At 64.9% G+C, this 26,782-nt stretch carries 22 protein-coding genes, 1 tRNA gene, 1 pseudogene and 1 riboswitch; of the genes and pseudogenes, 8 read left to right on the top strand and 16 right to left on the bottom strand.

Annotation, left to right across the window (positions count from 1 at the left end):
* Window positions 1-12 precede the first annotated feature (12 nt).
* From uca to AC1DYL_RS02715, 14 genes are all read right to left on the bottom strand, one after another.
* On the bottom strand, window positions 13-3,549 hold the full coding sequence (gene uca, locus AC1DYL_RS02780) for an urea carboxylase (RefSeq protein WP_477171981.1): 3,537 nt from the start codon (window positions 3,547-3,549) through the stop codon (window positions 13-15).
* Complete coding sequence (locus AC1DYL_RS02775; protein ID WP_477171980.1) at window positions 3,549-4,169, bottom strand: urea amidolyase associated protein UAAP2; 621 nt, start codon at window positions 4,167-4,169, stop codon at window positions 3,549-3,551. Before AC1DYL_RS02775 ends, uca begins: the two co-directional genes overlap by 1 nt.
* Window positions 4,170-4,172: 3 nt before the next feature.
* On the bottom strand, window positions 4,173-4,988 hold the full coding sequence (locus AC1DYL_RS02770; protein WP_477171979.1) for an urea amidolyase associated protein UAAP1: 816 nt from the start codon (window positions 4,986-4,988) through the stop codon (window positions 4,173-4,175).
* Entirely contained in the window at window positions 4,985-5,809 is an 825-nt protein-coding gene (locus AC1DYL_RS02765) for an ABC transporter ATP-binding protein (protein WP_477171978.1), read from the bottom strand. Before AC1DYL_RS02765 ends, AC1DYL_RS02770 begins: the two co-directional genes overlap by 4 nt.
* Complete coding sequence (locus AC1DYL_RS02760; RefSeq protein WP_477171977.1) at window positions 5,806-6,624, bottom strand: ABC transporter permease; 819 nt, start codon at window positions 6,622-6,624, stop codon at window positions 5,806-5,808. Before AC1DYL_RS02760 ends, AC1DYL_RS02765 begins: the two co-directional genes overlap by 4 nt.
* A 30-nt stretch (window positions 6,625-6,654) precedes the next feature.
* Window positions 6,655-7,722, bottom strand: coding sequence for a putative urea ABC transporter substrate-binding protein (locus AC1DYL_RS02755; RefSeq protein WP_477171976.1), 1,068 nt, complete (start codon window positions 7,720-7,722; stop codon window positions 6,655-6,657).
* A gap of 76 nt (window positions 7,723-7,798) precedes the next feature.
* Window positions 7,799-7,921: riboswitch (guanidine-I (ykkC/yxkD leader) on the bottom strand.
* Window positions 7,922-8,176: 255 nt separating this feature from the next.
* Window positions 8,177-8,680: a GyrI-like domain-containing protein gene (locus AC1DYL_RS02750; protein WP_477171975.1), complete on the bottom strand. Its 504-nt coding sequence runs from the start codon at window positions 8,678-8,680 to the stop codon at window positions 8,177-8,179.
* Window positions 8,681-8,787: 107 nt separating this feature from the next.
* Window positions 8,788-9,864: an ABC transporter ATP-binding protein gene (locus tag AC1DYL_RS02745; protein WP_477148562.1), complete on the bottom strand. Its 1,077-nt coding sequence runs from the start codon at window positions 9,862-9,864 to the stop codon at window positions 8,788-8,790.
* 5 nt (window positions 9,865-9,869) lie between these two features.
* Window positions 9,870-10,862 carry a hypothetical protein gene (locus AC1DYL_RS02740; protein WP_477171974.1) on the bottom strand — a complete coding sequence of 331 codons (993 nt, stop codon included), beginning with the start codon at window positions 10,860-10,862 and terminating at the stop codon, window positions 9,870-9,872.
* Window positions 10,863-10,873: 11 nt separating this feature from the next.
* Window positions 10,874-11,752 (bottom strand): carbohydrate ABC transporter permease, encoded by an 879-nt coding sequence (locus tag AC1DYL_RS02735; protein WP_477156428.1) that lies wholly within the window; start codon window positions 11,750-11,752, stop codon window positions 10,874-10,876.
* Window positions 11,752-12,783, bottom strand: a complete 1,032-nt coding sequence (locus AC1DYL_RS02730; RefSeq protein ID WP_477171973.1) for a carbohydrate ABC transporter permease — start codon at window positions 12,781-12,783, stop codon at window positions 11,752-11,754. Before AC1DYL_RS02730 ends, AC1DYL_RS02735 begins: the two co-directional genes overlap by 1 nt.
* A gap of 144 nt (window positions 12,784-12,927) precedes the next feature.
* The gene (locus AC1DYL_RS02725) at window positions 12,928-14,190 is read right to left on the bottom strand and encodes a sugar ABC transporter substrate-binding protein (protein WP_477171972.1); all 1,263 of its coding nucleotides are present in this window, start codon (window positions 14,188-14,190) and stop codon (window positions 12,928-12,930) included.
* Window positions 14,191-15,273, bottom strand: coding sequence for a LacI family DNA-binding transcriptional regulator (locus AC1DYL_RS02720; protein WP_477148567.1), 1,083 nt, complete (start codon window positions 15,271-15,273; stop codon window positions 14,191-14,193).
* A gap of 160 nt (window positions 15,274-15,433) precedes the next feature.
* On the bottom strand, window positions 15,434-16,456 hold the full coding sequence (locus AC1DYL_RS02715; protein WP_477148568.1) for a LacI family DNA-binding transcriptional regulator: 1,023 nt from the start codon (window positions 16,454-16,456) through the stop codon (window positions 15,434-15,436).
* A gap of 204 nt (window positions 16,457-16,660) precedes the next feature.
* Here AC1DYL_RS02715 and AC1DYL_RS02710 point away from each other — a divergent pair, with 204 nt between their 5' ends.
* From AC1DYL_RS02710 to AC1DYL_RS02700, 3 genes and pseudogenes are all read left to right on the top strand, one after another.
* Window positions 16,661-18,202: a sugar ABC transporter ATP-binding protein gene (locus AC1DYL_RS02710; protein WP_477171971.1), complete on the top strand. Its 1,542-nt coding sequence runs from the start codon at window positions 16,661-16,663 to the stop codon at window positions 18,200-18,202.
* A complete protein-coding gene (locus AC1DYL_RS02705) occupies window positions 18,183-19,187 on the top strand; it encodes an ABC transporter permease (protein ID WP_477171970.1) in 1,005 nt (334 codons plus the stop codon). Before AC1DYL_RS02710 ends, AC1DYL_RS02705 begins: the two co-directional genes overlap by 20 nt.
* Before the next feature lie 50 nt (window positions 19,188-19,237).
* Window positions 19,238-19,954: pseudogene (locus tag AC1DYL_RS02700) on the top strand (substrate-binding domain-containing protein); the annotation flags it as partial.
* 180 nt (window positions 19,955-20,134) lie between these two features.
* On the opposite strand, the gene AC1DYL_RS02695 reads toward AC1DYL_RS02700, so the two are convergent.
* Window positions 20,135-21,040: a LysR family transcriptional regulator gene (locus AC1DYL_RS02695; protein WP_477171969.1), complete on the bottom strand. Its 906-nt coding sequence runs from the start codon at window positions 21,038-21,040 to the stop codon at window positions 20,135-20,137.
* A 173-nt stretch (window positions 21,041-21,213) separates the two neighbouring features.
* On the opposite strand from AC1DYL_RS02695, the gene AC1DYL_RS02690 reads away from it, so the two are divergent.
* The 5 genes from AC1DYL_RS02690 (at window position 21,214) to add (ending at window position 26,468) form a co-directional block, all read left to right on the top strand.
* On the top strand, window positions 21,214-22,215 hold the full coding sequence (locus AC1DYL_RS02690) for a nucleoside hydrolase (protein WP_477171968.1): 1,002 nt from the start codon (window positions 21,214-21,216) through the stop codon (window positions 22,213-22,215).
* Window positions 22,212-23,528: a sugar ABC transporter substrate-binding protein gene (locus AC1DYL_RS02685; RefSeq protein WP_477171967.1), complete on the top strand. Its 1,317-nt coding sequence runs from the start codon at window positions 22,212-22,214 to the stop codon at window positions 23,526-23,528. Before AC1DYL_RS02690 ends, AC1DYL_RS02685 begins: the two co-directional genes overlap by 4 nt.
* 219 nt (window positions 23,529-23,747) lie before the next feature.
* On the top strand, window positions 23,748-24,620 hold the full coding sequence (locus tag AC1DYL_RS02680; RefSeq protein ID WP_477171966.1) for a carbohydrate ABC transporter permease: 873 nt from the start codon (window positions 23,748-23,750) through the stop codon (window positions 24,618-24,620).
* A complete protein-coding gene (locus tag AC1DYL_RS02675) occupies window positions 24,620-25,474 on the top strand; it encodes a carbohydrate ABC transporter permease (RefSeq protein WP_477171965.1) in 855 nt (284 codons plus the stop codon). Before AC1DYL_RS02680 ends, AC1DYL_RS02675 begins: the two co-directional genes overlap by 1 nt.
* A gap of 13 nt (window positions 25,475-25,487) precedes the next feature.
* On the top strand, window positions 25,488-26,468 hold the full coding sequence (gene add, locus AC1DYL_RS02670; RefSeq protein WP_477171964.1) for an adenosine deaminase: 981 nt from the start codon (window positions 25,488-25,490) through the stop codon (window positions 26,466-26,468).
* A gap of 61 nt (window positions 26,469-26,529) precedes the next feature.
* Here the strand turns inward: add and AC1DYL_RS02665 are convergent.
* Window positions 26,530-26,606, bottom strand: a tRNA-Met gene (locus AC1DYL_RS02665).
* Between the last annotated feature and the right edge of the window lie 176 nt (window positions 26,607-26,782).

Here is a 26,782-nt window from a genome sequence, read left to right as displayed (position 1 = left end):
GGTTTCGGCCATCTAGATCTCCTCCAGTACGATGATGATGTCGCCGGTTTTTACGTTGCGCCCTGGCCCGGCTCGGACGTCCCGAACGGCGCCGGCTTCGTGGGCGGTGATGGTGATTTCCATCTTCATGGATTCGATGATGGCGACGGGCTGGCCGGCTTCGACGTGGGCGCCGTCCTCGACCAGGATCTTCCAGATATTGCCGGGCACCGAAGTCGCGACGCCGAAGTGGCCGGACGGGATTTCGCTTGCGTCGGAAGCACTTGCGCTTTCATCGGCGATGAAGCTATCGAGCCCTTCGTCCTTCCAGCGCTGCCGTTCGGCTTCGAAGGCGGACTGCTGGGTGTGCTTGAAGGCGGCGATGCTGCCGGCGTTGCGGGCGAGCTTGGCGGCGTAGTCGGCGTAGGAGAGCTTGGTCTCTTCGATGCGGACGGGATAGCCGCCGTGCGGGAAGGCGGCACGGGCTTCCATGAGCTCGTCGTGGCTGACCGGGAAGAACCGGATCTGGTCGAAAAAATTGAGCAGCCACGGCTTGTTAGCGGCAAACTCCGGGGTCTGGCGCCAGGTGTTCCAGACCTGGATGGTACGACCGAAGAGCTGGTAACCGCCGGGACCCTCCATGCCATAGATGCACATATAGGCGCCGCCGATGCCGACGGCGTTCTCGGGGGTCCAGGTGCGGGCCGGGTTGTACTTGGTGGTGACGAGCCGGTGGCGCGGGTCCATCGGGGTTGCGACGGGGGCGCCTAGATAAACGTCGCCGAGGCCGAGGACGAGATAGCTGGCGTCGAAGATCGTCCTCTTGACCGCGTCGATATCAGGCAAGCCGTTGATACGACGAATGAATTCGATGTTGTCCGGACACCATGGGGCGTTCGGGCGGACCAGTTCCTGGTACTTCCTCATGGCCAGTTGGGCGTCCGGATCGTTCCAGCTGAGCGGCAGGTGGACGATGCGGGAGGGTACGGTGACCTCTTCCGGCCGAGGTAGGGACTGCTCGATCTCGGCGAGGAGGCCGAGGAGATGGTCGCGGCTCAATCGGGTCGAATCGTAGTGGATCTGGAGCGAACGGATGCCGGGAGTGAGGTCGATAATCCCGTTCTTTGCCCCGAGTTTGCCCTCCTGATGAACGGATTCCATCAACAGATGAACGCGCAAACGCAGCGCGAGATCGAGCGCCATCGGGCCGTATTCGACCAGCAGATTGTCGTCGCCCTGCCGCCGGTAGACGACCGGGACGGGTCCGTTGTGGGAATGGCCCACGATGGCCGAACCGGCCTCGCTCGGCCGATGGATCGCGGGCCCGGCGACCTTATCATCCGGCCGCGCGACGGGGACAAAGCGGATGGTGTCACCCGGCTTGAACTGGCCAAGCTTCCACAGCTCGTCGCGCGCCATCACCGCCGGGCAGACGAAGCCGCCGAGGCTCGGACCGTCGGGGCCGAGGATGATGGGCATGTCGCCGGTGAAGTCGATGGCACCGACCGCGTAGGCGTTGTCGTGGAGGTTGGACGGATGGAGACCCGCCTCGCCGCCATCGGTACGTGCCCATTTCGGCGCCGGCCCGATGAGGCGGACGCCGGTGCGGGCCGAGTTGAAGTGGACCTCGTAGGCCGTCGAGAACAGCGTCTCGATGTCTTCGGTGAGGAAGAAGTCGGGCGCGCCGTGCGGGCCGTAGAGGACGCCGACTTCCCACTCGCGAGTGAGCGGGGCAGGATCGTCGGCTGGCTTCGTGGCTTGGGGCGCGTTGGCGAGGTGCAGGACCTCGCCGGCGCGGAGCGTGCCGGTGGCATGGCCGCCGAACTTGCCAAGCGCGAAGGTGGCGCGGGAGCCGAGTACGACCGGGGCTGCGACCCCTCCCGAGATGGCGAGGTACGCGCGTTGGCCGGGACCTTCGATGGTCCCGATGCTGAGGACCTGACCGGCACCAATCACGATCGGCTCGTTGTGCGCCAATGGAGCACCGTCGAGCTTCATCGGCATTTGAGCGCCGGCGAGCGCGACGGTGGCGGGCGAATGGAAGCGCAGCGTCGGGCCGGAGACGGTGAGCTCGAGCGCCGCGGTTTCGTCGGCATTGCCCACGAGCCGGTTGGCGTGGCGGAAGCTGCGCTCATCCATCGGTCCTGAAGGCGGCACGCCGACGTGCCAGAGCCCGAGCCGGCCGGGCAGTTCCTGCAGTGAGGACTGCGCGCCCGGTGCGATTACCTCGATGACGTCGGGGCTGAAGGCGAAGGTTCGAAGTGCTGTCGTCGCGACCTTGCCTGAGGCGAGCAGGTCGGACGCGGCGATGGCGCTGAGATATTGGAGGTTGGTCTCGATGCCGGAGATGCTGGTTTCAGCCAGCGCCGCGCGGAGCTTCTCGATCGCCGCGGGACGATCGCCGGCAGCGACGATGATCTTGGCCAGCATCGGATCGTAAAAACTGGTGACCTCGGTGCCGGTCTCGACCCAGGTGTCGACGCGCGCCTCGCCAAACTTCACCTCGGTGAGGAGGCCGGCGCTGGGCTGGAAGTTGGCATGCGGGATTTCCGCATAGAGCCGGACCTCTATCGCCGCGCCCTTGGGCGATAGGGGTTTTGCGGGGATCACATCCTCGCCTGCCGCCTGGCGGATCATCCACTCGACGAGGTCGATGCCGAACACCGCCTCGGTGACTGGATGCTCGACCTGGAGGCGCGTGTTGACCTCGAGGAAGTAGAACTCTTCGCGCACCGGATCGTAAATGAACTCCACCGTGCCGGCGGAACGATAGCCGACGGCTCGGCCGAGATTGGTGGCGGCCTCGTGCAGCCGATAGCGGGTTGTGGCGGAAAGACCAGGCGCCGGCGTTTCCTCGACTACCTTCTGGTTGCGGCGCTGTAGCGAGCAATCGCGTTCGCCGAGCGCGATGACCTTGCCCTTGCCGTCGCCGAACAGTTGCACCTCGACATGGCGCGCATCGGAGACGAAGCGCTCGAGGAAGACGCGGGCGTCGCCAAAGCTGGCGCGAGCCGTGCGCTGCACGCCCTCGAAGGCGGCCGCGAGGGCCGCGGCGTCGGCACAGAGCGACATGCCGATACCGCCGCCACCAGCGGTGGATTTCAGCATCACCGGGTAGCCGATAGTCTCGGCCGCGGTAAGCGCCTCGTCGAGCGTCGCGAGCAGGCCGGTGCCAGGGAGCAGCGGCACGCCATTGGTTTCGGCCAGCTCGCGGGCGGTGTGCTTGAGGCCGAAGGACTCGATGTTCTCGGGCGTCGGGCCAATGAAGGTGATGCCTTCGGCTTCGAGGCGGCGGGCGAATTTGGTGTTCTCGCTGAGAAAGCCATAGCCCGGGTGCACAGCCTCGGCGCCGGTTGCTTTGCACGCCGCGATGACGGCGTCGACGTTGAGGTAGCTTTCGGCGGCCGGGGCTGGGCCGAGGCGCACCGCCTCGTCGGCCATCCGCACCGCCTTGGTGAAGCGGTCGGCGTCGGAATAGACCGCGACCGAGGCGATGCCCATGCGTTTGAGCGTGCGAATGATCCGCACCGCGATCTCGCCGCGGTTGGCAATGAGGACTTTGCTGAACATCACTCTGCGTCCCAGATCAGGACCTTGATGGGCGTCGGGTTGAAGCCGTTGCAGGGGTTGTTGATCTGCGGGCAGTTGGAGATGACGCAGAGCACGTCCATCTCGGCGACGAGTTCGACGTAGTCGCCGGGTTTGCTCAACCCATCGACGATGGTCATCTCGCCTGAGGGCGCGATCGGCACGTTCATGAAGAAGTTGATGTTGGGGACGATGTCCCGCTTGGTCATGCCGTGCTTGGTCACCTCGATAACGAAGTTGTCGCGGCAGGCGTGGAGGTAGCGCGTCTCGTGGCCGAAGCGGACGGTGTTGCTCTCGCATGAGCAGGCGCCGGCCATGGTGTCGTGGCGGCCGCAGGTGTCGGCGACCACGGTGAGCATGACGTTGCCCTCGTTGGAGACGACCTTGGTGCCGACGCCCACATAGGCCGAGCCCTGGGTGCGCAGCGTGTCCTGCGCGGAGTAGCGCTCGGCGAAATCATCGGCGCGGTAGAAGATCGTGTCGATTGCCTGCTGGCCTTCGCTGTCGATGATGCGGATCGTCTGGCCGGCCTTGACGGTGCCCGACCACGGGGCTTCGGCGGCGATGAAGTGCGACTGGATGGCGGTGGCTTCGCTGCGCATTTCTCAGGCCTCCGCGCGGGCGTTGTTTTCGAAGCCGCGGACGGCTTCGGCGGTGGCTGTGCGGCTGAGATCGTCGGCGGCGACCGTGGCCCGATAACGCGTTATCTCCGCCGGGTTCGGGGCGTAGGTCGGGCTCGGGTCCAGCGGATGCGGACAGTTGGACAGCGCAACGAGCAGGTCCATTTCGGCGCGGAGGTCGACATAGTCGCCGCCGTTAAGCAGCCCCGGCTGCCACTCGAAATGGCCATCATCGTCCGAGACGCGGACCGGCGCGAACAGGGTCAACGCCATGGGGATGTCACGGCGGGCGAGGCCCAGCTTGCCTGCGGCGAGAACAAGGTTGTCGCGCGTATTGCGGGTAATGGCGCCGGGGTACTTCGCGGCATTGGCGGCCGCGTTCGAGCCTCCGACCAGCAGGTCATGTGCGCCGCCGGAGGAATCCTCGGTGACCGAGAGCATGACGCGGCCCATGTCGGAGAACAGTACGCGGCCCTTCTGCACGCGCGTGTCCCACTGCACCTTGACGGTATCGGGCAGGTTCAGCCGTTCGCTGGTATCCCTCGCACCCCAGCAGACGAGCGCGACAGAGGCCGGTCCGTGGGCCTGCGCGATACGCAGTGCTTCGCCCTTGCGAAGCAGGGTCGACCAGGACCAGCCGCCGGCAATGGTTTCGGTGGCGATGATGTCGGCAGCTGCAATGGGCGCAGCCGGCAGGGGGCTAGCCTCAGGCAGCGCCTTGGCGGCGAAGGCGAGGCCGGACTGCTGGTGCGCTTCGTAGCGCGCGCGATCGGCGGCGATCTGTTCGGGCGTTCGGCTCATGCCGGGGCTCCTTGAGGTACGGGAACCAGGTCGTCCTGGGGGGCGCCCGCCTCGAGGATCGGGTCGTCCCGATCGGGGCTGTCTGGATCAAGCTGGCCGGCGCGGCGCAGCGGCCAGATGTCGATGTCTTGGCTGAGAGAGGCGCCGTAGCGCTCGCGCTCGTCGGGACGGTTGCGCGGCCGCTCGAAGGCGATGACGCGGGTGCCGAGGGTGAAGGCCTCGCGCATATCGTGGGTGACCATCACCACGGTGAGATTTGTCTCGTTCCAGAGCCGCTTCATCAGCACATGGATTTCGGCACGAATGCCGGGGTCCAACGCGCCGAACGGCTCGTCGAGGAGGAGGACGCGCGGCTTCATGATCAGGGCCTGCGCCAGGGCGAGGCGCTGCTGCATGCCACCCGATAGCTGGGCCGGGTATTTGTCCTCGCTGCCGGTGAGCCCGACTTCGGCGATCAGGCCGCGCGCTTCCTCGATGGCGTCACGGCGGGCGGGGCCGACGAGGCGGGCGCGGAAGCGGGATGCTTCGAACTCCTTGCCAAGGAGGACGTTGCCGAGCACCGTCAGGTGCGGGAATACCGAGTAGCGTTGGAACACGACGCCGCGGTTCGGTCCGGGCTCGGGTGAGAGCGGCTTGCCGTCGAGTGTGATCGTGCCCCGCGTCGCCCGCTCTTCACCAAGCAGCAGTTTCAGGAACGTGGTCTTGCCGCAGCCGGAGGGGCCGACAAGCGCGACGAAGGCGCGGTCCTCGATGGTGAGCGACACCTTCTCGAGCACGATCTGGTCGCCATACTCTTTCCAGACATTGTCGACGACGATCATGACGCCTTCCCCAGTTCGGACCACGGGAAGACGCGGATGCGCAGCCAATCGAGGAGGACGTTGGTCAGGACCGCGAGCAGCGTGATCCAGATCACGTAGGGGAAGATCACGTCCATCGACAGGTAGCGGCGGACGAGGAAGATGCGGTAGCCGAGCCCGGAATCGGCGGAGATCGCTTCTGCGGCGATGAGGAACAGCCAGGCCGGCCCGAGCTGCAGGCGGAGGCAAGTGATGAGCCGGGGCAGGATCTGCGGGAGGACGACGCGGAGTGCGATCTGCCACGAATTGCCGCCCAGGGTTTCGGCTTTCACGGTCTGCTCGCGCGGCAATTCCATGACCTTGAGCGCCAGGTCGCGGATCATGATCGGGGCGACGCCGATGACAATCAGGGTTATCTTGGAGGTCTCGCCCAGCCCCATGACAATGAACAGGATCGGCAGCAGCGCCAGCGGCGGGACCATCGAGACGGCGGCGAAGAACGGGGCGAGCAGGGCCCTTGCATAGGGCAGCATGCCGATGATCATGCCGAAGCAGAGCGCGATGGCGGTGGAGATACCAAGCGCGGTGAACAGGCGCCCGAGGCTTGCAAGCGTGTCGCCCCAGAGCAGGTATTCGCCGGTGCGCGGATCGGCAACGAAGGCCATGCGGTTGATGGCGTCGGTCAGTGAGCCGAGCGCCGGTAGCAGCTTGTCCGCGGGGTTCTCGGTGAGGCGGGCGGCCGAGCCCAGCGCATAGGCAAGCACCAGCAGCACGAAGGGCGCCAGCGCGAGGAGCAGCTGGTTGGTGCGTGTGGGCTTGAGGTTGATCAGGCGCATGGGGTCGGTCCGCCGTTCGTCGCCGTCTGGTCAAAGCGACCCCGCCGCGGCCTCCTTCATGTAGGCGTCGGAGAACCGCAGCTTGATGTTGTTGGCATCGCCGAGGACCTCGCCGGACGGCAGCTCGATGCCGATCACGTCGGCTGAGGGGGCGCCGGAGCCGAGCAGGCTCTTGTCGAAGAGGAAGGTGCGGACCTTGTCCATGGTGGCCTTGAGGTCCGGGCTGTCAGTGAAGGCCACGGCCTCGGCAGGCGTCGGGAACAGCTTGGTGGCGGCGAGCTGGGACTCGAAGCCGGCCTGGTCGGTGCCCGAGGCGGCGCCCATGGCGGCGCGAGCCGCGGCGCCTTCCGGGGTGTCGGCGGTCATCACGGCCATGGTGTCGTACCAGATGCCGGCCAGCGCCTTGCCGAAGTTCGGGTTGTCCTTCAGCGTGGCGGAGTTAGCGACCATCATGTCGATGATCTCGCCAGGAATCTGCGAGCTGTCGAATACCTTGTGGGCGTCGGGAAGCGCGGCAATTTCGGAGACCATCGGGTTCCAGGTCACCATGGCGGTGACATCAGGGGTCTGGAAGGCGCCGACCATATCGGGGTCGGAGGTGTTGACGACGTTGACGTCGCGCTCGGTCATCCCGGCGCTTTCGAGGGCGCGGGCGAGCAGGTAGTGGCTCACCGAGAACTCGACGAGGTTGACCGGTTGGCCCTTGATATCGGCGAGGGCGGTCTTGTCCTTGAGGATCACCGCGTCGTTGCCGGCGGAGAAATCGCCGATGATGACGGCGGTGGTGTCGACGCCGCCGGCGGCGGGGATCGACAGGCCGTCCATGTTGGTGAGGGTCACCGCGTCATAGGCGCCGGCGGTGTATTGGTTCATCGACTCGACGTAGTCGTTGAACTGGGTGACCTCGATGGTGATGCCGTACTTGTCGGCCCACTTCTTGACGATGCCGTTGTCAGCGGCGTAGCCCCAGGGCATCCAGCCGACATAGATCGACCAGGCGACCTTGAAGCCGGTCTTTTCGGCCGCGAAGGCGAGTGTCGCCGTGCTGGCGGCAAGGGCCGCGAGGGCGAGGGCGGAAACCAGTTTGGTGAACTTCATGCGCAATCCCCTGTTTCGACTTGGGGATTGGCGAGGGCGCGTAAAGACCCGCGCTGCCAATCCCTTGGCTTACGAGGTCTCCCGGGCTTTTGTCCCGCCGTGTCCCGGGCGGATGTCTCCCGCGCCGGTGGGTGCTCTCGGACCAGACACGCCGGCTCTTTAGAAAGATGCCGACGCCGGAACCCTAGCTCCTAATCTCTGCATACAACCCAGCAAGCGACGTGCCACTCTATGAAATACAGTGATTTCAATGAGTTGTTATGTGGATCGGCCTCGCCGCAGAACGCGACCTGCGGATTTTGCGAGCGCGATGGTCACGAAGTAGGCACTGCCTGCAGCTAAGGCAGAGGGGCTGGGCCTCGCCAGGCTCTAGCGAAGGCAAGCGCTGGAACGGGAGCCGGATTGCCGGTCACGCGGCGCCCGCCCTTGCCCCTGTACGGATGGAATAATGCCGCTAGCTAACGATCTTGATCGATAACTCCACATCCCAGAGCAGCTTTCTTGGCTCGATCCGGTGATCGGTCAAATAGGCCTCGTAGCGGCACACGTACGACTCGGCCTGGGTGGGGTCGATCGGCTCAAACGCGGTTCCCGTATCGCGCGCCCACTTCATGAGCGCTTGATTGCCGCGCAGGCCGTTGCCCCTGTAGATAAGGGAGGCGAATTTGCCGCCGGGGAGCAAGCCGGCCTTGATCTGGGGGTGGTTTGGCGGGACCGACCCGGTCAGGAAGCCGGCCTCGATATCCATGATGTCCTTCATGTCGCAATGATAGTAGCGGAGGAAGTACGGACCTTCCTCCTCGAGGCCGTTGGTCTTGCTCCACGCCCGCAAGTCCTTGAGCGCCCGCGTGGCGCGAGCGAACATTCCGGGAAACGGGGTCTTCAACCGTATCCCCACATAAGGCCGGTCGTGTTTTTCGACGATCGCGACCGGACCGATGACGGTTTCTGCCTTCATGCCGCCCTCCATGTGCTCAACTTGCAGCGAATGCTTCTGCATTCCAACACGTTCAAGACGGGCGCATTTGATAGTCTGTGCCTAGTGCCTTCCCTCAGACTTTGGCGTTAGTGCACCGCTGCCCCCGAGGCCAGGAACAGACTTGCCCTCTCGGGCTGTGGCGCAAGGTTCAGGTCCTCGCCGACGGCTACGTCCACATCGCCGGGAAGCGCCACGATGATCTGCTGGCCGGATGCGAGGGTCATGGCAGCGAGGGTTTCGTTGCCGAGCCGCTCGACGAGCTTCACTTTGCCGCCAATCTGGTGGTCGCCGGTGGTGCCCAGGTGATGCGGCCGTAGGCCGATGGTGACCTCGTCGCCGCTGCTCACGGCGGCGTTCGAGCGGGGAAGGACCAGCGTGCCAATGTCACTCGACGACAGCTTGACGCTGGTCGCATCGGCGTCATCGACGCGGGCCTTGAGCAGGTTCATCTTCGGCGAGCCGATGAAACCGGCGACGAACAGGTTTGCCGGCCGATGGTAGAGGTCGAGCGGCGAGCCGATCTGTTGGACGACACCGGCGTCGAGCACCACGATCTTGTCGGCCAGCGTCATGGCTTCGACCTGGTCGTGGGTAACGTAGATCATCGTCGCCCCGAGGTCGGCGTGAAGCTTGGCGAGCTCCATGCGCATGTCGACGCGCAGCGCTGCATCGAGGTTGGATAGCGGCTCGTCGAACAGGAACACGCCGGGGTGACGCACGATAGCGCGGCCGATGGCGACGCGCTGGCGCTGGCCGCCCGAGAGCTGGCTGGGTCGGCGCTCGAGCAGGTGCTCCATCTGCAGGATGCGCGCGGCTTCCGCGACCTTGGCGTCCTTTTCGGCCTTCGGGGCCTTGGCGATGGTGAGGCCGAAAGCGAGGTTCTCGCGCACCGTCATGTGCGGGAAGATGGCGTAGCTCTGGAACACCATGGCGATGCTGCGGTCCTTGGGCGGCAGGTCATTGACCACCCGGTCGCCGATGGTGAGCGTGCCGCCCGAGATGTCCTCGAGCCCGGCGATCATCCGGAGCAAGGTCGACTTGCCGCAGCCTGACGGGCCGACGAACACGCAGAACTCACCGTCCGCGATGTCGATGTCGACACCCTTGATGACCTCGGTGGAGCCGTAGACCTTCTTGATACCGTTGAGCGACACGCGTGCCATTGTTGCTACTCCGCTGCGTCTCTGATGGGGACTACCGAAAGCAGGCCGTCTGCGCCGACGACCACCGGTTCGGGATCCATGACGTAACCGCCAAATTGCGCCTTGCCGTTGTCGGCAAAGCCGAGAATCCGCAGCCCGTCTGGCGTGTCGACGATACGCGCCGCGTAGCGCCGGCAAGGCTCGGCGCCATCGAGGAACGGACCGGGCGCGATCTGCCAAGGCCCGCGTGGATCGTCCGCGATGAGGTAGTGCGTGCCGGTGACCGGGCTTTGCGGGTTGAACCGCCGGTATTCCTCGGACCATTGCTGGCCCGAACAGCAGAACAGGCAGTACCACTTGTCCCCCTGGCGGAAGACCTGCGGGACTTCGAGCTGACCGAAACCGCCGGAGAACACCGGTGGCTGCAAAGTCCAGGTCATCAAGTCGTCCGAGGTAGCAAAGCCAATTGCGCCGCCGGCGTTGGGTTCGGCAACGCCGGGAACGCGGGCGGTGAAGTACATCAGCCAGCCCTTGCCATTGGGGTCGCGCATCACCCACGGATCGCGCATGGCGCGGTCGTGCCAGTGGCCGATGGCGTGCTGCGCCTCGTAGTGGGCTGCGGCCGGCCCTTCGATATCGAGGCAGAAGCCGTTGCCGACGCGCTGCCAGTTGTGGAGGTCCGTCGAGGTGGCGTGGCCGATACGCTGATAGAGTCCGTCCTCAGCGCGGCGCGTGCCGGTGTAGAACAGGTGCCACAGGTCATCGTCGCCGCGGATCACCGAGCCGGTCCAGGTGGTGTAATCGTCCCAGGCCGGGCCGGCACTGGGGGTCAGGCTCGTTCCGAGGTGCTGCCAGTCGATGAGGTTGTCCGACACGGCATGGCCCTGCGACACGTTGAAATGGCGCAGATCGGGATCGCCAAGGCCCTTGTCGGCCTGCAGGAAGAACCCGTGCCAACGGCTGCCGTCATGGACGTACCAGCTGTCCCAGATCCATTTCTTTTCGAGGGCAATGACCATGAATAACTCCGTCAGCCTTTGACGCCGGTCGAGGCGATCGAGGCGATAAATGCGCGTTGCAGGAAGAGGTAGAAGGCGAGCACCGGCACGGTGATCATCGACAGGTAGGCCATGATCTCGCCCCAGGCCCGGTTGAGCTGGAAGAAGTACTGCAGCCCGACCATCACCGGCCGGTAGCCCTCCTGCTGCACCACCATCAGCGGCCACAGGTACTGGTTGTACATTACGAGGAATTTGAGGATCGCCGCCGTTGCCAGCACCGGGCCGGCGAGCGGCATCACCACCTTGCGGTAGACCTGCCACCAGGTTGCCCCTTCGACGCGGGCGGCCTCGATCAGCTCGCCCGGCAAATCCTTGAAGTACTGCACGAACAGAAAGATCGTGAGGCCGTCCGCGATGAAGGGGACGATCTGCACCTGGTAGGAGTTGAGCCAGCCGAAGGTCAGGCCGTCGAGGCCGAGCCACGGCAGCTTGGAGGCGATCAGCAGCAGCGGGATGGCGATGGTCTCGAACGGTACGATGAGTGTCGCGAGGATCGCCGTCAGCACCAGTTCGCGTCCGCGCCAGTCGACGAACACAAAGGCGAAGGCGGCGGCGGAGCAGATGAGCAGCGATAGGATCACCGTCACGCCGGTGACCAGCACCGAGTTGAAGATGAACAGCCCCACCGGCGCCCGCTTGAACGCGTCGGAATAGTTATCGAGCGAGATGTCGCCCACCGGCAGGAACGCGGCGAGGCTGCCTGTGTCACCCAGCAGTTGCTGGTCCGGCTTCAAACTCGACACCACCATGAAGATCAGCGGGAAGATGAAGATCACCGCGATCAGGATCAGCACGGCATAGCGCACGGCGAGGCGCAGCCCGCGGTTGTCGGAGGCGATCGTGGCCATCACTTCTTCTCCCGGGTGAGGTAGCGCTGGATCAGCGAGATCGAGAATACGATGACGAACAGGATCACCGAGATGGTCGAGCCACCGGAGATGTCCTGCTTGCCGTAACCGCGTTCGACCGCCTGGAAGACGATGGTCTGGGTGGAGTCGAGCGGCCCGCCGCCGGTCATCACGTCGATCTGCGAGAACAGCGCGAAGGCCTGCATGGTGATGACGATCAGGATCAGGACGGCCGTATTGCGGAGGCCGGGCCAGGTGACATAACGGAACACCTGCCACTTGCTCGAGCCCTCGATAGCCGCGGCCTCGTACAGTGAGGGACTGATGGTCTGGAGGCCCGACAGCCAGATCACCATGTGGAAGCCCACCGCCTGCCAGATCGACATGGCGATGATGGCGCCGAGCGCGGTCGAGGGGTTGCCGAGCCAGTCGACCTTGGGAAAGGCGCCGAAGCTCAGCGCACCAAGCAGGTTGTTCAGCAGCCCACTGCTGCCGTCATAGATGAAGCGCCAGAGCAGCGAGACGACGACGATCGAGACCACGACCGGCATGAAATAGATGGCGCGGAACAGGTTGATGCCCTTGAGCCGCTGGTTGATCAGTAGCGCCAACACCAGCGCGAGCCCGGCCTGCACCGGCGCGACCACTAGAACGAAGATGAAGGTGTTGACGATCGCCTTCATGAACACGACGTCGCGGGCCAGCACATAGGTGGGGTTATCGCCCAGCTGGAAGCTGAACCATTCGCGCATGCCGTCGAATTGCGGGAAGTCTGGATTGTTGCGGGTGAAGCTTCGCAGCGACGGATACTTTGGCGCGCCGGCCTCGTTGCGCACCACGGCGCCCGTATCGTCGCGCTCGGGCTCGAGCGTCAGCAGACCGACACCGAGCAACTGCTCGTAGTTGGCAAGGCCGACGAACTGGGTGGGATTGGGCGAGATCAGCCGCTGGTTGGTGAAGCTGAGGATAATCGCGAAGATGAACGGCAGGACCACGAACACGGCGATGAGGAACGCCGCCGGCCCCGCCATGAGCCATCCAACTCGATTTGACCGTGTGAACTTGGAAGCCATGTTGATCTCGCGAATTGCCAAGGACTTGGGGACCGGCGTGGGGACCGGCGTGGGACCCCGGCCGGAGCCGGGATCCCTCCCAGGGCTAGAGGGAGTTGAGCCCTAGAAGCCGTAATTGCCGTTCTTGGCGATGTCGGCGTCGATCTCGTCGACCGCGGCATCGAGCGTCGCGCTGACCTCGGCGCCGTTGGCGATATCGGCAATGGCCTTTTCGAACACCTTGGCGGCGACGACGTAGCCCGGGGTCACCGGACGGACGAGCGCCTGCTTGGCCGAGAGATCGAAGAACACGGCCATGTCGCCGCCGTCCTTGTAGTGCTCTGTCAGCTGGGCCGCCGTCGGGGTGGCCGGGATCAGGCCGATGCCGTCGGTGAAGGTCGCGAGATACTTGTCCTGCAGGGCGAACTCGATGAACTTGGCCGCCCCGTCGGGATGGGCCGACTTGGCCGAGACGCCGAACTGCCAGGACGCCGCGCCGATCTTGGGCCCATTGCCGAAGTCAGGTGCGGGCAGGAAGACGGTGTCCGGGAACTGCTTGAGCGTGTTCAACGCTGCCCAGTTGCCGTTCCACGAGAAGGCGTACTTGCCTGCGGCAAAGCCGTTGTCACGGTCGGCCGGATCTTGCGTCGGCTGGGCATAGCCGTCCTTGAACAGGCTCTGCCACCATTCGCCGAACGCCACCGCGGCTTCGCCGTTGAGCACGCCTTCGGCGGTCTTGTAGGTCGAGCGATCGACGATGTCGCCGCCGAAGCTCTGGAGGAACGGCGAGAACGCATAGGGGTACCACTCGCCGGTCCAGGCCATGCCGGGGTCGAAGGCGAACTCGTACTTGCCGGAAGCCTTGGCCTTGGCCAGGGCGTCCATGAACTCGTCCTTGGTCCAGGGCTGGTCGAGGGCCGGCTGCCGGAGCCCGAGCTCGTCGAGGATCGACTTGCGGGTGACGAGGGCCACCGCCGCGTCCCACAGGCCGATCGAATAGAGCTGGCCGTTCCAGACGCCCTTGGTGCCGGGCAGGAACGTGGCGATCTTGCTCTCGTCGATCTTGAGCGGCTGCATATAGCCGGACCAGGCCCAGTTGGGCATCACCGGGCCGTCGACGTCGAGGATGTCCGGCAGGTTGCCGGCCAGTGCCCCGGCGACGACGCTGTCGTTATAGGCGGCCTGCGGGAAGCTCTGCAGCTCGACCTTCCAGTCGGCCTGGCTGGCGTTGAAGTCCGTGATGATCTGGTTGACGATCTTGGATTCAACTTCGTTGCCGGCGCCGTGGTACCACATCGAGAGCGTGGTTTGGGCGAAGGCGGCGCCGGATGAAAGCGCCGTAGAGAGCAGGACGCCCGCTAGGATCGCGAATTTGCTCATTGTCATTTAGTCCTCCCTGACGAGTTTGAGCTGTGAGACATTGGGGGAGCGCCGCTCGGCCACCGAGCTGCGCCAGTAGACCGGCCCCGCGACGATATCGGGGCCCGTCTCATCCCGGCCTTCGCCGGAGATCAGGTCCAGGAGGCGCTGCGCCGCGCGCACGCCCATGGCGGTATAGGGGAGCTCCACCGTGGTCAGCGGCGGATAGAGCGTCTCGGCGATGACGCGGTAGTTGTCGTAGCCGGCCACCGAGATCTCGTCCGGCACCTGCAGGCCGCGCGAGCGCAGGATCCCGTAGACCTTGAGCGCCATGCGATCATTACCGCAGCAGAACACGGTGGGCGGCTGCGGCAGGCGCAGCATGTGGTCGATTGCCGCCCACAGCACTTGCGTCTCGCCCTCGGGGCTGCCGATCTCAACGCACTGTACCAGCGTCGGGTCATAGGCAAGCCGCGCCTCGGCCAGCGCCTCGCGGTAGCCCGCCTTGCGCAGCCCTGTCGCAACGATGTCCTCGCGCAGCGTCAGGTAGGCGATCCGCTCGTGCCCGGCTGCGATCAGCCGCGCCACCAGGTCATGCTGTCCCCGCCGGTCGTCCGGAATCACCGCAGGCGTACCGGCATCGTCGAAGCAGTTGGTCAGCACGATCGGCGTATCGTCGGGCACAGGCGGCAGTTGGACGTTCTGGTGGTAGGGGGCCACGTAGAACAGTCCTTCGACCCGGTGCTCGAGGAAGGTCTTGATGAGCTCGGGTGCCCGCTCGGAGCGGCCCCCGGAATCCGCGATCATCAGCGTCTTGCCGGTGAGGCCGATGGTCTGCTGGATGCCGCGAACCAGCAGCAGTTCCGGCAGACCGGCTGGTTGCGCTGGCTCGACCTGGTCCGAGATGGCGCCGGTGATCAGCCCGATCAGGCCGGATTTGTTGGACCGCATCATGCGGGCCGCGCTGGAGGGGACGTAGCCGAGCGCAGCAATCGCGGCATTGACCGCATCGCGCGTCTTCTTGCCGACGGGCGCGTCCCCGTTCAGCACACGGCTCACGGTCTTGGGCGACACCTTCGCGGCTTTCGCCACGTCGTAGATGGTTGCCATCTGCTCCTCCCGCGTCATTCATCGTTGTGACACCGATGTCATGACACCGATGTCATCTACGTCCAGAAGGCGCGAGAGTCAATGGTCGGCTCTAGGAGGTGGGATCGAGACGAAGACAGGAGCGCAGCCGCGAGGCCGCTCCGGGGTGGGGCGTACTCGGCTATGGGGCCGGGGGACTCACTGAATTGCGAACGACGAGCTCGCTGCGGAGTAGCAGCTCAGTGCGATCGGGCCGGTTGCCCTCGAGCAGGCCGAGCAGAACGTCCATGGCGGCCTCGCCGATTCTGAGCCGCGGCTGCTTCATAGTAGTGAGGGAGGGGGTAACGAAGCTGGCGAATGAGATGTCGTCGAAGCCCATCACCGAGAACTGGCGGGGTAGGTCGTACCGGCGTGCGGTGAGGGCGATGATGACGCCGAGCGCGGTGGCGTCATTGACGCACAGGAACGCCGTCGGCAGCACGTCGCGCACGAACATGTGCTCGGTTGCCTGCCTGCCGCTTTCGGTCGTGCCGTCGCCATTAAGGATCATGAGCGGATCGATGGTAATTCCGGCGCCCTCCAGCGCAGCGCGATAGCCTTTCTCGCGCAACTGGTTGACCGCTCGGCTGGTCGAACGGCCGATGAAGGCGATCCGCTGATGGCCCTGCGAGATCAGGTGCTCGGCCGCCAGCCTCGCACCCTCGAAATTGTCGACGCCGACGAATGGCACGTCGCTATTGGCCACCGGCTCGTTCACCGCCACCATCGGGGGCAGGCGGGTTTCGGCGCCCTCCTGGCCGTGGCCGAAGGGCAGGTGCCCGGTGAGGAGGATCAGGCCGTCGGCCTGGTTGGAGCTGATAAAGCGCAGGTAGTCGGTCTCACGCTCGGGGTCGTTTCGCGTGTTACCGATCAGAACCCCGTAGCCACGCTTGCTCGCCTCGGTTTCGAGCCCGACGAGGATGTTGGAGAAGTTCGGGTCGCCGACATCGGGGGCGAGAATCAGGATCATGTTGGAGCGCCGCATGCGCAGCGAGCGCGCCATGGCGTTGGCGGCGTAGCCGGTCTGCGCAATGGCCTCGTTGACCTTGCGGCGGGTCTCGTCGGCCACCTTGGTCGGCTCGTTGATGGCCCGGCTGACCGTGGCGATGGACACCCCGGCAATCGCCGCAACGTCTTCAATCGTCGCCAGTTTTTGTTGCTGCACCTGGTGCTCCGTCCGCCACCCAACGGGCCAGGCGTCCCCCTTCTTCCCTTAGCAGAAGGCACGGGATGCGCCAGATGGCCCGACCAAAGGCTACACAGTTACCCGTCCATGTAAACCTTTACATCATACATGAAAACCTTTACATCGATGGCTCGGAAGCGAGCGGAGGTATAACCCGGCCGCTTCCAGGGGAGGCAAATCAAGATGTCGAACGCCGTGGGCGCGAGCGCGCCGGCGATCCTTGCGGCCAGCCGGATCTCGAAGTCGTTCAACGACGTCCCGGTGCTGTTCAGCGTCGATTTCGATGTGAAGCGCGGCGAGGTTCACGCCATCATCGGCGAGAACGGCGCCGGCAAGTCCACCCTCATCAAGATACTCTCGGGCATCGAGCAGCCGACCTCGGGCACCGTGGTCTACGACGGCAAGCCGGCCGTGCTGCCACCCAATGGCGAGGCCGAGGCAATGGGCATCGTGCTCATCCACCAGGAGCTCAACCTCGCCGAGCACCTGACCGTTGCCGACTCGATCTTTCTTGGCCGCGAGATCCGCCGTTTCGGCTTTCTCGACGTACGCCAGATGCGTCAGAAGGCGAGGGCGGTACTCGAAACGCTGCACGTCCATGTCGATCCCGATGCGCGGATCAGCACGCTCTCGGTCGCGGACAAGCAGATGGTCGAGATCGCGAAAGCTATTAGCCGCGATGCTCGCGTGCTGATCATGGACGAGCCGACCGCCGTGCTGTCGGTGGGCGAGACGCAGACGCTGTTCGAGCAGATCCGCCGCCTCACGGCGCGCGGCGTCGCGGTGATCTTCATCTCGCACAAGCTCGACGAGGTCATGCAACTGGCCCAGCGAGTCACCGTGCTGCGCGACGGCCAGTTGATTGCCACGGTCAGCACCACGGCGCTGACGCCGGATTCGGCGGCGCAGATGATGGTCGGCCGCGAGCTCACCAACCTCTATCCGCCTAAGCACGAACCCGATATCGACGCGCCGCTGCTGCTCTCGGTGCGCGGGCTCAAGGCGCCGGGCGTCAAGGACATCTCGTTCGATTTGAGGAAGGGCGAGATTCTCGGCTTTGCCGGCCTCATCGGTTCGGGCCGCACCGCGGTCGCCGAAGCTATCGCCGGCCTCACGCACAGGACGGGCGGCGAGATCGAGGTCAAGGGCAAGCCGGTCAATTTCACCCGTGTCGCCCAGTCGGTGGCGGCCGGCCTCGCCTACATGACCAAGGACCGCAAGGGCAAAGGCCTCCTCCTCAACATGGGGCTGCAGCCCAACCTCACGCTGCTGACGCTCAAGAAGCACCTCAAGGCCGGCTTTCTTGACAGCGCCAGCGAGGCCAAGGCGCTGGAGCGCGCAGTGCGTCGCTTCGATATCCGCGCCCGTGACCCCTCGGTCGCTGTCGGCCGGCTCTCAGGAGGCAACCAGCAGAAGCTGATGCTGGGCAAGACCATGGAATCCGAGCCCGACATCATCATCATGGACGAGCCGACGCGCGGCATCGATGTCGGCACCAAGCAGCAGATCTACCACATCATCGCGGCGCTCGCCGCCGAGGGCAAAGCCATCATCGTCATCTCGTCCGAGATGCAGGAGGTGATCGGGCTCAGCCACCGCGTCGTGGTCATGCGCGAGGGTCGCATGGCGGGCCTGCTCGAGGGCGCCGAGATCACCGAAGCAGAAATCATGCGGTACGCCGCCGGCATCAAACAGAGTGGAAACGATGAGCGCATCAGCGCCTGATATTGCAGCGAAGCCCGCCAGGGGGTTCCGCCTCGATTTGAAGACTGTCGGACCCCTCGTGGCGCTGTTGTTGCTGGTGATCCTGGGCATCTCGCTCAACGAGAACTTCCTCACCTACAACAACCTCACCAACGTTCTCGCGCGTTCGAGCTTCATCGGCATCATCGCCATCGGGGCGACCTTCGTCATCACCTCGGGCGGGCTCGACCTGTCGGTGGGCTCGATGGCCGCGGTGATCGCCGGCGTCATGATCATCGTCATGAACTCGCTGATCCCTTCGATGGGGATTGGCGTCGGCGTCGTCCTCGTCGGCATGGGGGCGGGCCTGCTGCTCGGCGGCGGCGCGGGCGTCGGCAACGGGCTGATGATCACCCGCGGGCGCATCGAGGCCTTTATCGTGACGCTGGGCACCATGGGCATATTCCGCTCGCTCGTTACCTTCCTTGCCGATGGTGGCACGCTGTCGCTCAACTTCCAGGTCGCTGACGTCTACCGCCCGGTCTACTACGACGGCATCTTCGGCGTGCCGTGGCCGATCATCGTCTTCGCGGTCGTCGCGATCGGCGGCGAGATCGTTATGCGCCGCACCGCCTTCGGCCGCTATTGCGCCGCCATCGGCTCCAGCGAGCAGGTCGCGCGCTATTCCTCGATCAATGTCGATAACGTCCGGCTGCTGACCTACATCCTGCAGGGCGTGCTCGTCGCCGTCGCGGTGCTGCTCTATGTGCCGCGGCTCGGCTCGGCCTCGAGCACGACAGGCGTCCTCTGGGAGCTCGAAGCCATCGCCGCGGTGATCATCGGCGGCACCACGCTCAAGGGCGGCTACGGCCGGATCTGGGGCACGGTGGTTGGCGTCGTGATCCTCGGGCTCATCGGCAACATCCTGAACCTCCAGAGCTTCATCAGCCCGTACCTCAACGGAGCGTTCCAGGGCGTCATCATCATTCTCGCCGTGCTGCTGCAGCGGGGGCGCCGCACCAGCTAGGCCAATCGCTATCCACTTCGCCCGCTCAAGGGCACTTTTGGGAGGACTAAATGAAATTGCTGAAATCTCTTCTTGCCGCGGCGGTCGTCGCCGGCGGCCTGGGTGGGGTCGCGCTCGCGCAGGACAAGGTGACCATCGGCGTCTCGGTGCCGGCGGCCGACCATGGCTGGACGGGCGGGGTCAACTACTTCGCCCAGCAGGCGATCGAGCGGCTGAAGAAGACCTACACCAATGTCGATTTCGTCTTCGCTTCGGCGCCCGACGCGCCCAAGCAGATCGCCGACATCGAGGACATGGTCTCGACCCGCAATATCGATGCCCTCGTCATCCTGCCGGGTGATCCGGACGCGATGACCTCGGCCATCAAGCAGGTCAAGGACGCCGGCAAGTTCGTCACCGTGGTCGACCGCCAGCTGTCGATCAACGGCGTTGAGAACCTCTACGTCGCCGGTGACAATCCGGGCCTCGGCGCCAATTCGGCCGCGTACTTCAAAGAGGCGCTGCCCGAGGGCGGCAATATCGTCATCCTCCGCGGCCTGCCGATCCCGATCGACCAGCAGCGCTTCGACGCCTTCATGAAGGGCATCGAAGGCACCAACATCAAGGTGCTGGACGACGAGTTCGCCAACTGGAACCGCGATGACGGCTTCAAGGTGATGCAGGACTTCCTGACCCGCTTCCCCGACATCAAAGCGGTGTGGGCGCAGGACGACGACATCGCGCTCGGCGCCATCGAGGCGATCAAGCAGGCCGGCCGCGAGAACGACATGTTCATCGTCGGCGGCGCCGGCATGCAGCAGATGCTGCAGCGCGTCCAGGCGGGCGACAAGCTCGTCCCGGTCGATGTGAGCTACAGCCCGGCGATGATCGCCACCGCGATCGAGCTCACTACGTCGCACTTTGTCGGCGGCGTGCACCCCCCCCCCCCCCCCCCCCCCCCCCCTTTGCTATGCGATCTCCACCGCTGGCGCAGGTTCCAGTTCTATGCCCGTTGCCATCTCCTGCTGGAACCAGCGGGCGATGGCGTTCATCGTGCGGCTCGAGCGATCGTCGCGCCAGGCGAGGAACCAGTGGCCGGGGCGGGTGACCATGCCGAGTGGCGCGATCAGGCGGCCCTGTGCCAGCGCATCCCAGGTCGCGGGGCCGGGGCCAATGGCCACACCGAGGCCGGCTTCCGCCGCCTGTACGCTGAACGAGAGCGCGTCGTACCAGATGGTCTCGCGCGGGGGCAGGGCGATGCCCGCCTCGCGGGCCCAGTTGGTCCACATATCGGGCGGCCAGCGGATATCGAGCCGTGGCAGGCTCCACAGAAAATCGCGCGTCACCTGCCGATCACGCACCAGCATCGGGCTCACCACCGGACCGAACGTCTCGGGCGCCACCGGCACCACGGTCATCCCGTGGATATCGAGCAGCGGCCCGACCCCGACATAGACGTCGATCGAGCGATCGGCCGGGTTGATTTCGCGCGTCCAGGTGGTGAGCCGCACTGATTTGCCGCCGAGCGCGCTCTCGAGGCTCTGCAGCCGCGGTACCAGCCAGCGGAGGAGGAACGTGTCGGGCGCGGTCAGCATGATGGTCGATTGGGTCGCCGCCGCGTGCAAATGCTCGGTGCCGCGCGTGATCGAGGCGAAAGCCTCGGTCACCGTCGCGGCGAACGCCGCTGCCTCCGGCGTCAGCTTCATCGAGCGGTTACCGCGTTCGAACAGGGAGATGCCGAACTCGTCCTCGAGGTTCTTGATGTGCCGGCTGATCGCACCGCTCGTCACATGCAGCTCGTCGGCCGCCCGCTTGACGCTGCCCAGCCGGGCGGCGACCTCGAAGGCACGGATGGCGTTGAGCAGATGCAGCATTGGACCGTTGAGGAAAAGTCAATCGAACAGCTGAAATTTAGGCTGTTTGTCACGCAACGTCCATCTTAGCGTAATGCCCCAATGTGCGGGCTTATCGAGCTGTCCGGGAGGCACTTGGTCCCCGGACGATATCTCGCAGTTTTCCTTGACGAATATCTGCGAGTGACCAGCCTATGCCCACCCACCGGATCATCATCGATTGCGACCCCGGCCATGACGACATGGCGGCGATCCTGCTCGCGGCCTGGCACCCGGACATCAAGATTGAAGCGATCACCAGCGTATGCGGCAACGCGTCCGTCGCCAACACCACCAACAATGCGCTGCGCATCGTCGAAGCGTTCGGGCTCGATGTGCCGGTCTATGCCGGGGCCGTGCAGCCGCTGCTCAACCGCTACGAGTTCCCGACCAAGTTCCACGGCCCGAGCGGGCTCGACAGCGCTGGTGCGGACCTGCCCGCGGCGAAGGGCAAGGCCGAGCCTACCCACGCCGTCGATGCGATCATCGCGCTCGCCGACGCCAATCCCGGCGAGATCACCGCAGTCGTCATCGGTCCGATGACCAATCTCGGGCTGGTGCTGGCCAAGCGCCCCGACATGGCGCAGAAACTGAGGCAGATCGTGTTCATGGGCGGCTCGGCCGGCGAGGGCAACATCACGCCGGCGGCCGAGTTCAACATCTGGGCCGACGCCGAGGCGGCGCGCATCGTGTTCCGCTCGGGCATCAAGCTCGTAATGTTCGGGCTCAACGTCACCCATCAGACGCTGCTCGGGCGCGACCATGTGGCCGCCGTCCGTGCGTCGCAGGCGGGCCCCAATCCGGTTGCCGACATCATGCAGTTCTACTGCGGCACCTATTATTCGTTCGCCGGTGAGGACAAGCCGGGCGCGCCGCTGCACGACCCCTGCGCCATCGCCTACCTGATCGATCCCTCGATCTTCACAGTCGAGCAGCTGCCCGGCGAAGTGATCGTCGCCAACAGTGAGAGCTATGGCCAGACACTGATCGACTTCCGCCCGCAGGATCCCGCGTACGACAAGCGCATCAAGAATGTCGGCGTCGCGCTCAAGGCCGATGTTCCTCGTTTCGTAGACCTGGTGACCCAGGCCCTCATCTGGGGCGCCAGCCGGTATGCCTCTCCCTCGCACGTCACTCCCGAAAAGGTGCACTCATGAAGATGTGGAAGACCGCAGCCATTGCCGGGCTCGTTGCCGGCATGCTCACCACCACCGCGTTCGCGCAGCAGAAGACCCTCAACCTCATCGTCATCGAGGGTGGCGACACCACCGCCATGCAAGCGGTGGTCGATGCCTATTCGGCAGCGCATCCCGACATCAAGATCAACCTCCAGCCCTATCCCTTCGCGCAGTTCTTCCAGGTCGCCGACCTGCGCCTGCGCTCGAAGGATGCCGGCATCGATATCGTCTATGTCGATGCGCCGCTGGTCGCGAGCTATTCCTCGCGCGGGTTCCTGTCGCCGATCGATCCGGCGATCGACACCGCCAGCCTCGTGCCCGGTTCGGTCGAGGCGGGGAAATACGACGGCACGCTCTATGCGCTGCCGGTCAACAACTCGGCCCAGGTGCTCTACTACAACAAGAAGCTCTTCGCCGACGCAGGCATCACCGCGCCCGAGGGGCTGACCGCTGGCGCCACCGCGACGCAGGCCCAGGTCGACGAACTCGCTTCCACCAAGCGCTGGACCTGGGAGCAGGTGGCCGATGCTGCCCAGAAGGTCACCAAGCGCGACAATGGCCGCACCACCCAGTGGGGCTTCACCGTCGAGCAATTCGGTGAGCTCTACCAGCTGCAGCCGTTCGGCGAGTCGCTGGGCACCGACGTGATCGGGCCCGACGGCTACACCGCCAAGGGCTATCTCGACAGTGAAGCCTGGACCAAGGCCGCGACCTACTGGTCGAATCTCTACAATGAGTGGGCAGTGAGCCCCAAGAGCCTCGGTTATGGCGAAGCCGCGCAGCTGTTCGGCAATGGCCAGCTCGCCATGTTCGCCGGCGGCACCTGGAACCTGCCCATCCTCAGCGCAACCGGCGTCGATTACGGTGTCGCGCCGTACCCCTATTTTGAGGGCGGCAAGGTGCTGACCCCAACCGGCAGCTGGTATATCGGCGTCAACGCCGCCTCGGCCAACCAGGCGGAATCGTTCGATTTCGTCAAATACATCACGACCTCCGATGAGGGCACGCGCGTCTGGTTCAAGGCGCTCAACCAGCTCCCGACCTACAAGCCGCTGCTCGACGAGATCAGCAACTCGGCCGATTTCGATGCCTTCCCGAACGACGTGTTCCGCATGGGTGTCTACGACTCGCTTAACACCGCCAAGGTCCGTCCGGTGACCGCCGCCTACGGCCAGCTGCAGGATGCGTTCCGCACCGCTTTCGTCGATATCGCCAACGGCGTGCCGGTGAAGGATGCTCTGACGAGCGCCGTGCAGAAGTTCGAATCCGCCGCCTCGCGCGTCGCGCAGTAGTCGGCGAAACGCGCACCGATCTACCTTCTCCCTTGTGGGAGAAGGTGGCGCGCAGCGCCGGATGAGGGGTCCGCAACACCTAAGTGTAGCGCGACCGGAGCGGAGCGACGGGCGATGCAGTTCGCGGAGACAGACCCCTCATCCGCCCTTCGGGCACCTTCTCCCCCAAGGGGAGAAGGCGACCCAACCGAGATCGAATATCGCAGGAACCGACCGCCGTTGACGACCCGAGCCAAGTCCCCCCTGTTCTTTGTCGTGGCGCTCCTCACCCCCGCGCTGCTCGGCCTCGTCGTGTTCCGGCTCTATCCGATCGCGCTCGCGATCTCGGACAGCTTCTTCAACGTCTTCCGCGGCAACCAGGTGTTCGTCGGGCTCGACAACTACCTGTCGCTCGTCACCGACTCGACGTTCTGGAAATCGCTGCAGGTCACCCTCTGGTTCAACCTGCTGATCAACCCGATCCAGATCGCGCTCGCGCTGGGCCTCGCGCTGCTCTACGTGCAGAAGTTCAAGGGCGTCACCTTCTACCGCATCCTGCTCCTCATCCCGATCGGGGTGTCGCTGCCTACGGCGGTGATCATCTGGCGGATCATGCTGAGCCCCGATGGGCTGGCCAACGGCCTGCTCAACATAGCCGGCATCCCCGGCCAGCCGTGGCTGACCTCGGAGAGCCTCGCGCTCTACTCGATCATCGCCATCGCGACATGGAAGGGCATTTCGTACTGGATGATCTTCATCATCGGCGGGCTGCAGAACATCTCGCCCGAGATCTATGACGCGGCCAAGATCGACGGCGCCCAGCCCTGGCAGCGGTTGTTCTTCATCACGATCCCGCTGCTCCGGCCGACGCTGCTGTTCGTGCTCGTCGCCGACGTCTCGATCAACTTCCTGCTGTTCGCGCCCATCTTCATGATCACCCAGGGCGGGCCGGCCGATAGCACCAACGTGCTGATGTACGAGGCCTACAAGTCGGGCTTCATCTTCGGCGACATGGGCCGCGCCATGGCGATCATCGTGGTGGTGGTCGCCATCCTCCTCGTCATCGTAGGGCTGCAGTTCCGCCTGCTCAACGGCAAGCCGGAGAAGAAGTGATGGCCGGCACCTCCCTCGCCCTCCGCCGTGGCATCGGCTTCGGTCTCAGGCACATCGCCTACATCGCCATCGCCTTCATCTTCGTCTTGCCGCTGTGGTGGGCCATCGTCTCCTCGCTCCGGCCGAACACGGCGGTCTTCGCCGATATCTTCCCGTTCACCGCCAAGGCGCTGATCCCCTCGCCGTTCTCGCTCGAGGCCTACCAGGGCGTGTTCGATCGCGGCTTCGGCCTCATCATCGCCAACACCATGTTCGTCGCCATCATCACGATGATCGCGGGGCTGATCGTCAACGGCATGGCCGGTTTTGCCTTCGCGGTGTTCGACTTCAAGGGCAAGAACGCGATTCTGACGCTGATCATCATCAGTTTCATGCTGCCCTTCGAGGCGATCGCGCTGCCGCTCTACACGGTAACGCTGCAGCTAGGCTGGGTCGACAACATCGCGGCGCTGATCGTCCCCAGCGTCGCCAACGGGCTTGCGGTGTTCCTGTTCTACCAGTTCTTCAAGGAGGTCCCGAAGGACTACCTCGAGGCCGCCAAGCTCGATGGCGCCAACTGGCTCGATATCCTCACCAAGATCTACGTGCCGCTTTCGATCCCCACCTGCATCAGCGCGGGGCTGCTGCTCTTCGTCTTCCAGTGGGAGGCGTTCCTGTGGCCGCTGCTCGCCATGCCCTCCCAGCAGTTCAAGGTGATCCAGGTCGGCATGGCCGCCTTCCAGCAGCAATACCAGACGATCTGGAACCAGCTCTTTGCCGTCGCGGTCATCACCGCGCTGATCCCAATCGCACTGCTCTTGCCGCTGCAGCGCTACTACGTGCAGGGCCTTGCGAGCGCTGGTATCAAGGGCTGACAGGAGAACAAGGATGACGCGCGACGAACTCAACGCGCTGCCCAAGGTCGAGCTGCACCTCCACCTCGATTGCTCGATGAGCTTTGAGTCCGTCCACGCGCTCGTCCCCGAGATGACGCCGGACCGCTACCGCGCCGAGTTCCTCGCACCCAAGAAGTGCAAGAGCCTCGTTGACTATTTCCGTTATCTCGGCCCGCCCTTGGCGCTGCTGCAGACGCGCGAGGCGCTGCGCATCCAGACCATCGACATGCTGCGCCAGCTCGCCGCCGACAACATCATCTATGCCGAGCTGCGCTTTGCGCCACACCTTCACCGGCAGACCGGCCTCACCACCGACGAAGTGGTCGAGATCGTCCTCGCGGCGGTTGAAGAGGGCAGGGCCCCCTACCCGGTCGAAGTCCGCCTCATCCTGTGCACCCTCCGCCCAGACGACACAGCCTCCGGGCTTGATCTCGTCCGCATCGCCGACAAATACCGCGACCAGGGCGTCGGCGGGTTCGATCTCGCCGGCGACGAGGCGGGCTATCCACTCGACCAGCACATCCCGGTCTTCCGCGCCGCCCGCGACAAGGGCCTCAACGTCACCGCCCATGCCGGCGAGGCGGTCGGCGCCCACAGCGTGCGCGACGTGATCGAGCAGCTCGGCACCCGCCGCGTCGGCCACGGCGTCCACTCGATCGAGGATCCCGCCGTCATCGAGCTGCTGCTCGCCAACAACGTCCACCTCGAAGTCTGCCCGTCCTGCAACATCCAGATCGACGTGTTCGACCGCTACGAGGACCACCCGATCGACCGCCTGCGCCGGCTCGGCATCTCGGTCGGCCTCAACACCGACGCCCGCGGCCCGACGAACCTCACCCTCACCGACGAGTACGAGCGCATGCACCAGATATTTGGTTGGGGGCTGGACGAGTTCCGTGCCAGCAACCGCAGCGCCCTCTCCGCAGCGTTCATCCCACCAGAAACGCGGCTGAGACTGCTCCACCGGCTGTAAGCACAGGCCGGTCGCGTTGCGCGACGGTTCTCTGGCCAGGCGCCGCTAGAGGGGTTTTGAATGGTAGCGGAGGAGGGAGTTGAACCCCCGACACACGGATTATGATTCCGCTGCTCTAACCAACTGAGCTACTCCGCCCCAGACGCTGGCTGGTCCTGGGACCGGCCGACGGGCGCTGGTAGCGCGGCGCCTTCTTAGGTTTGGTGGGGGTGGGTGTCAAGCGCTCCCGGGAGCGATCGTGCGGATGTCCCAGCCAAGCTGTCGGCGGCCCTCTGCGTTTGACGCCTGATACACCATAGGCAGCGATTTCGGCG

This window comes from Devosia sp. P1_H9, from assembly GCF_056405135.1.
This window is presented reverse-complemented; position numbering and strand designations above follow the sequence as displayed.

Excerpts from the sequence above, each read along its gene's own strand:
- uca (WP_477171981.1), bottom strand. The coding sequence starts at position 3,549 with ATGTTCAGCAAAGTCCTCATTGCCAACCGCGGCGAGATCGCGGTGCGG.
- AC1DYL_RS02775 (WP_477171980.1), bottom strand. The coding sequence starts at position 4,169 with ATGCGCAGCGAAGCCACCGCCATCCAGTCGCACTTCATCGCCGCCGAA.
- AC1DYL_RS02770 (WP_477171979.1), bottom strand. The coding sequence starts at position 4,988 with ATGAGCCGAACGCCCGAACAGATCGCCGCCGATCGCGCGCGCTACGAA.
- AC1DYL_RS02765 (WP_477171978.1), bottom strand. The coding sequence starts at position 5,809 with ATGATCGTCGTCGACAATGTCTGGAAAGAGTATGGCGACCAGATCGTG.
- AC1DYL_RS02760 (WP_477171977.1), bottom strand. The coding sequence starts at position 6,624 with ATGCGCCTGATCAACCTCAAGCCCACACGCACCAACCAGCTGCTCCTC.
- AC1DYL_RS02755 (WP_477171976.1), bottom strand. The coding sequence starts at position 7,722 with ATGAAGTTCACCAAACTGGTTTCCGCCCTCGCCCTCGCGGCCCTTGCC.
- AC1DYL_RS02750 (WP_477171975.1), bottom strand. The coding sequence starts at position 8,680 with ATGAAGGCAGAAACCGTCATCGGTCCGGTCGCGATCGTCGAAAAACAC.
- AC1DYL_RS02745 (WP_477148562.1), bottom strand. The coding sequence starts at position 9,864 with ATGGCACGCGTGTCGCTCAACGGTATCAAGAAGGTCTACGGCTCCACC.
- AC1DYL_RS02740 (WP_477171974.1), bottom strand. The coding sequence starts at position 10,862 with ATGGTCATTGCCCTCGAAAAGAAATGGATCTGGGACAGCTGGTACGTC.
- AC1DYL_RS02735 (WP_477156428.1), bottom strand. The coding sequence starts at position 11,752 with ATGGCCACGATCGCCTCCGACAACCGCGGGCTGCGCCTCGCCGTGCGC.
- AC1DYL_RS02730 (WP_477171973.1), bottom strand. The coding sequence starts at position 12,783 with ATGGCGGGGCCGGCGGCGTTCCTCATCGCCGTGTTCGTGGTCCTGCCG.
- AC1DYL_RS02725 (WP_477171972.1), bottom strand. The coding sequence starts at position 14,190 with ATGACAATGAGCAAATTCGCGATCCTAGCGGGCGTCCTGCTCTCTACG.
- AC1DYL_RS02720 (WP_477148567.1), bottom strand. The coding sequence starts at position 15,273 with ATGGCAACCATCTACGACGTGGCGAAAGCCGCGAAGGTGTCGCCCAAG.
- AC1DYL_RS02710 (WP_477171971.1), top strand. The coding sequence starts at position 16,661 with ATGTCGAACGCCGTGGGCGCGAGCGCGCCGGCGATCCTTGCGGCCAGC.
- AC1DYL_RS02705 (WP_477171970.1), top strand. The coding sequence starts at position 18,183 with ATGAGCGCATCAGCGCCTGATATTGCAGCGAAGCCCGCCAGGGGGTTC.
- AC1DYL_RS02695 (WP_477171969.1), bottom strand. The coding sequence starts at position 21,040 with ATGCTGCATCTGCTCAACGCCATCCGTGCCTTCGAGGTCGCCGCCCGG.
- AC1DYL_RS02690 (WP_477171968.1), top strand. The coding sequence starts at position 21,214 with ATGCCCACCCACCGGATCATCATCGATTGCGACCCCGGCCATGACGAC.
- AC1DYL_RS02685 (WP_477171967.1), top strand. The coding sequence starts at position 22,212 with ATGAAGATGTGGAAGACCGCAGCCATTGCCGGGCTCGTTGCCGGCATG.
- AC1DYL_RS02675 (WP_477171965.1), top strand. The coding sequence starts at position 24,620 with ATGGCCGGCACCTCCCTCGCCCTCCGCCGTGGCATCGGCTTCGGTCTC.
- add (WP_477171964.1), top strand. The coding sequence starts at position 25,488 with ATGACGCGCGACGAACTCAACGCGCTGCCCAAGGTCGAGCTGCACCTC.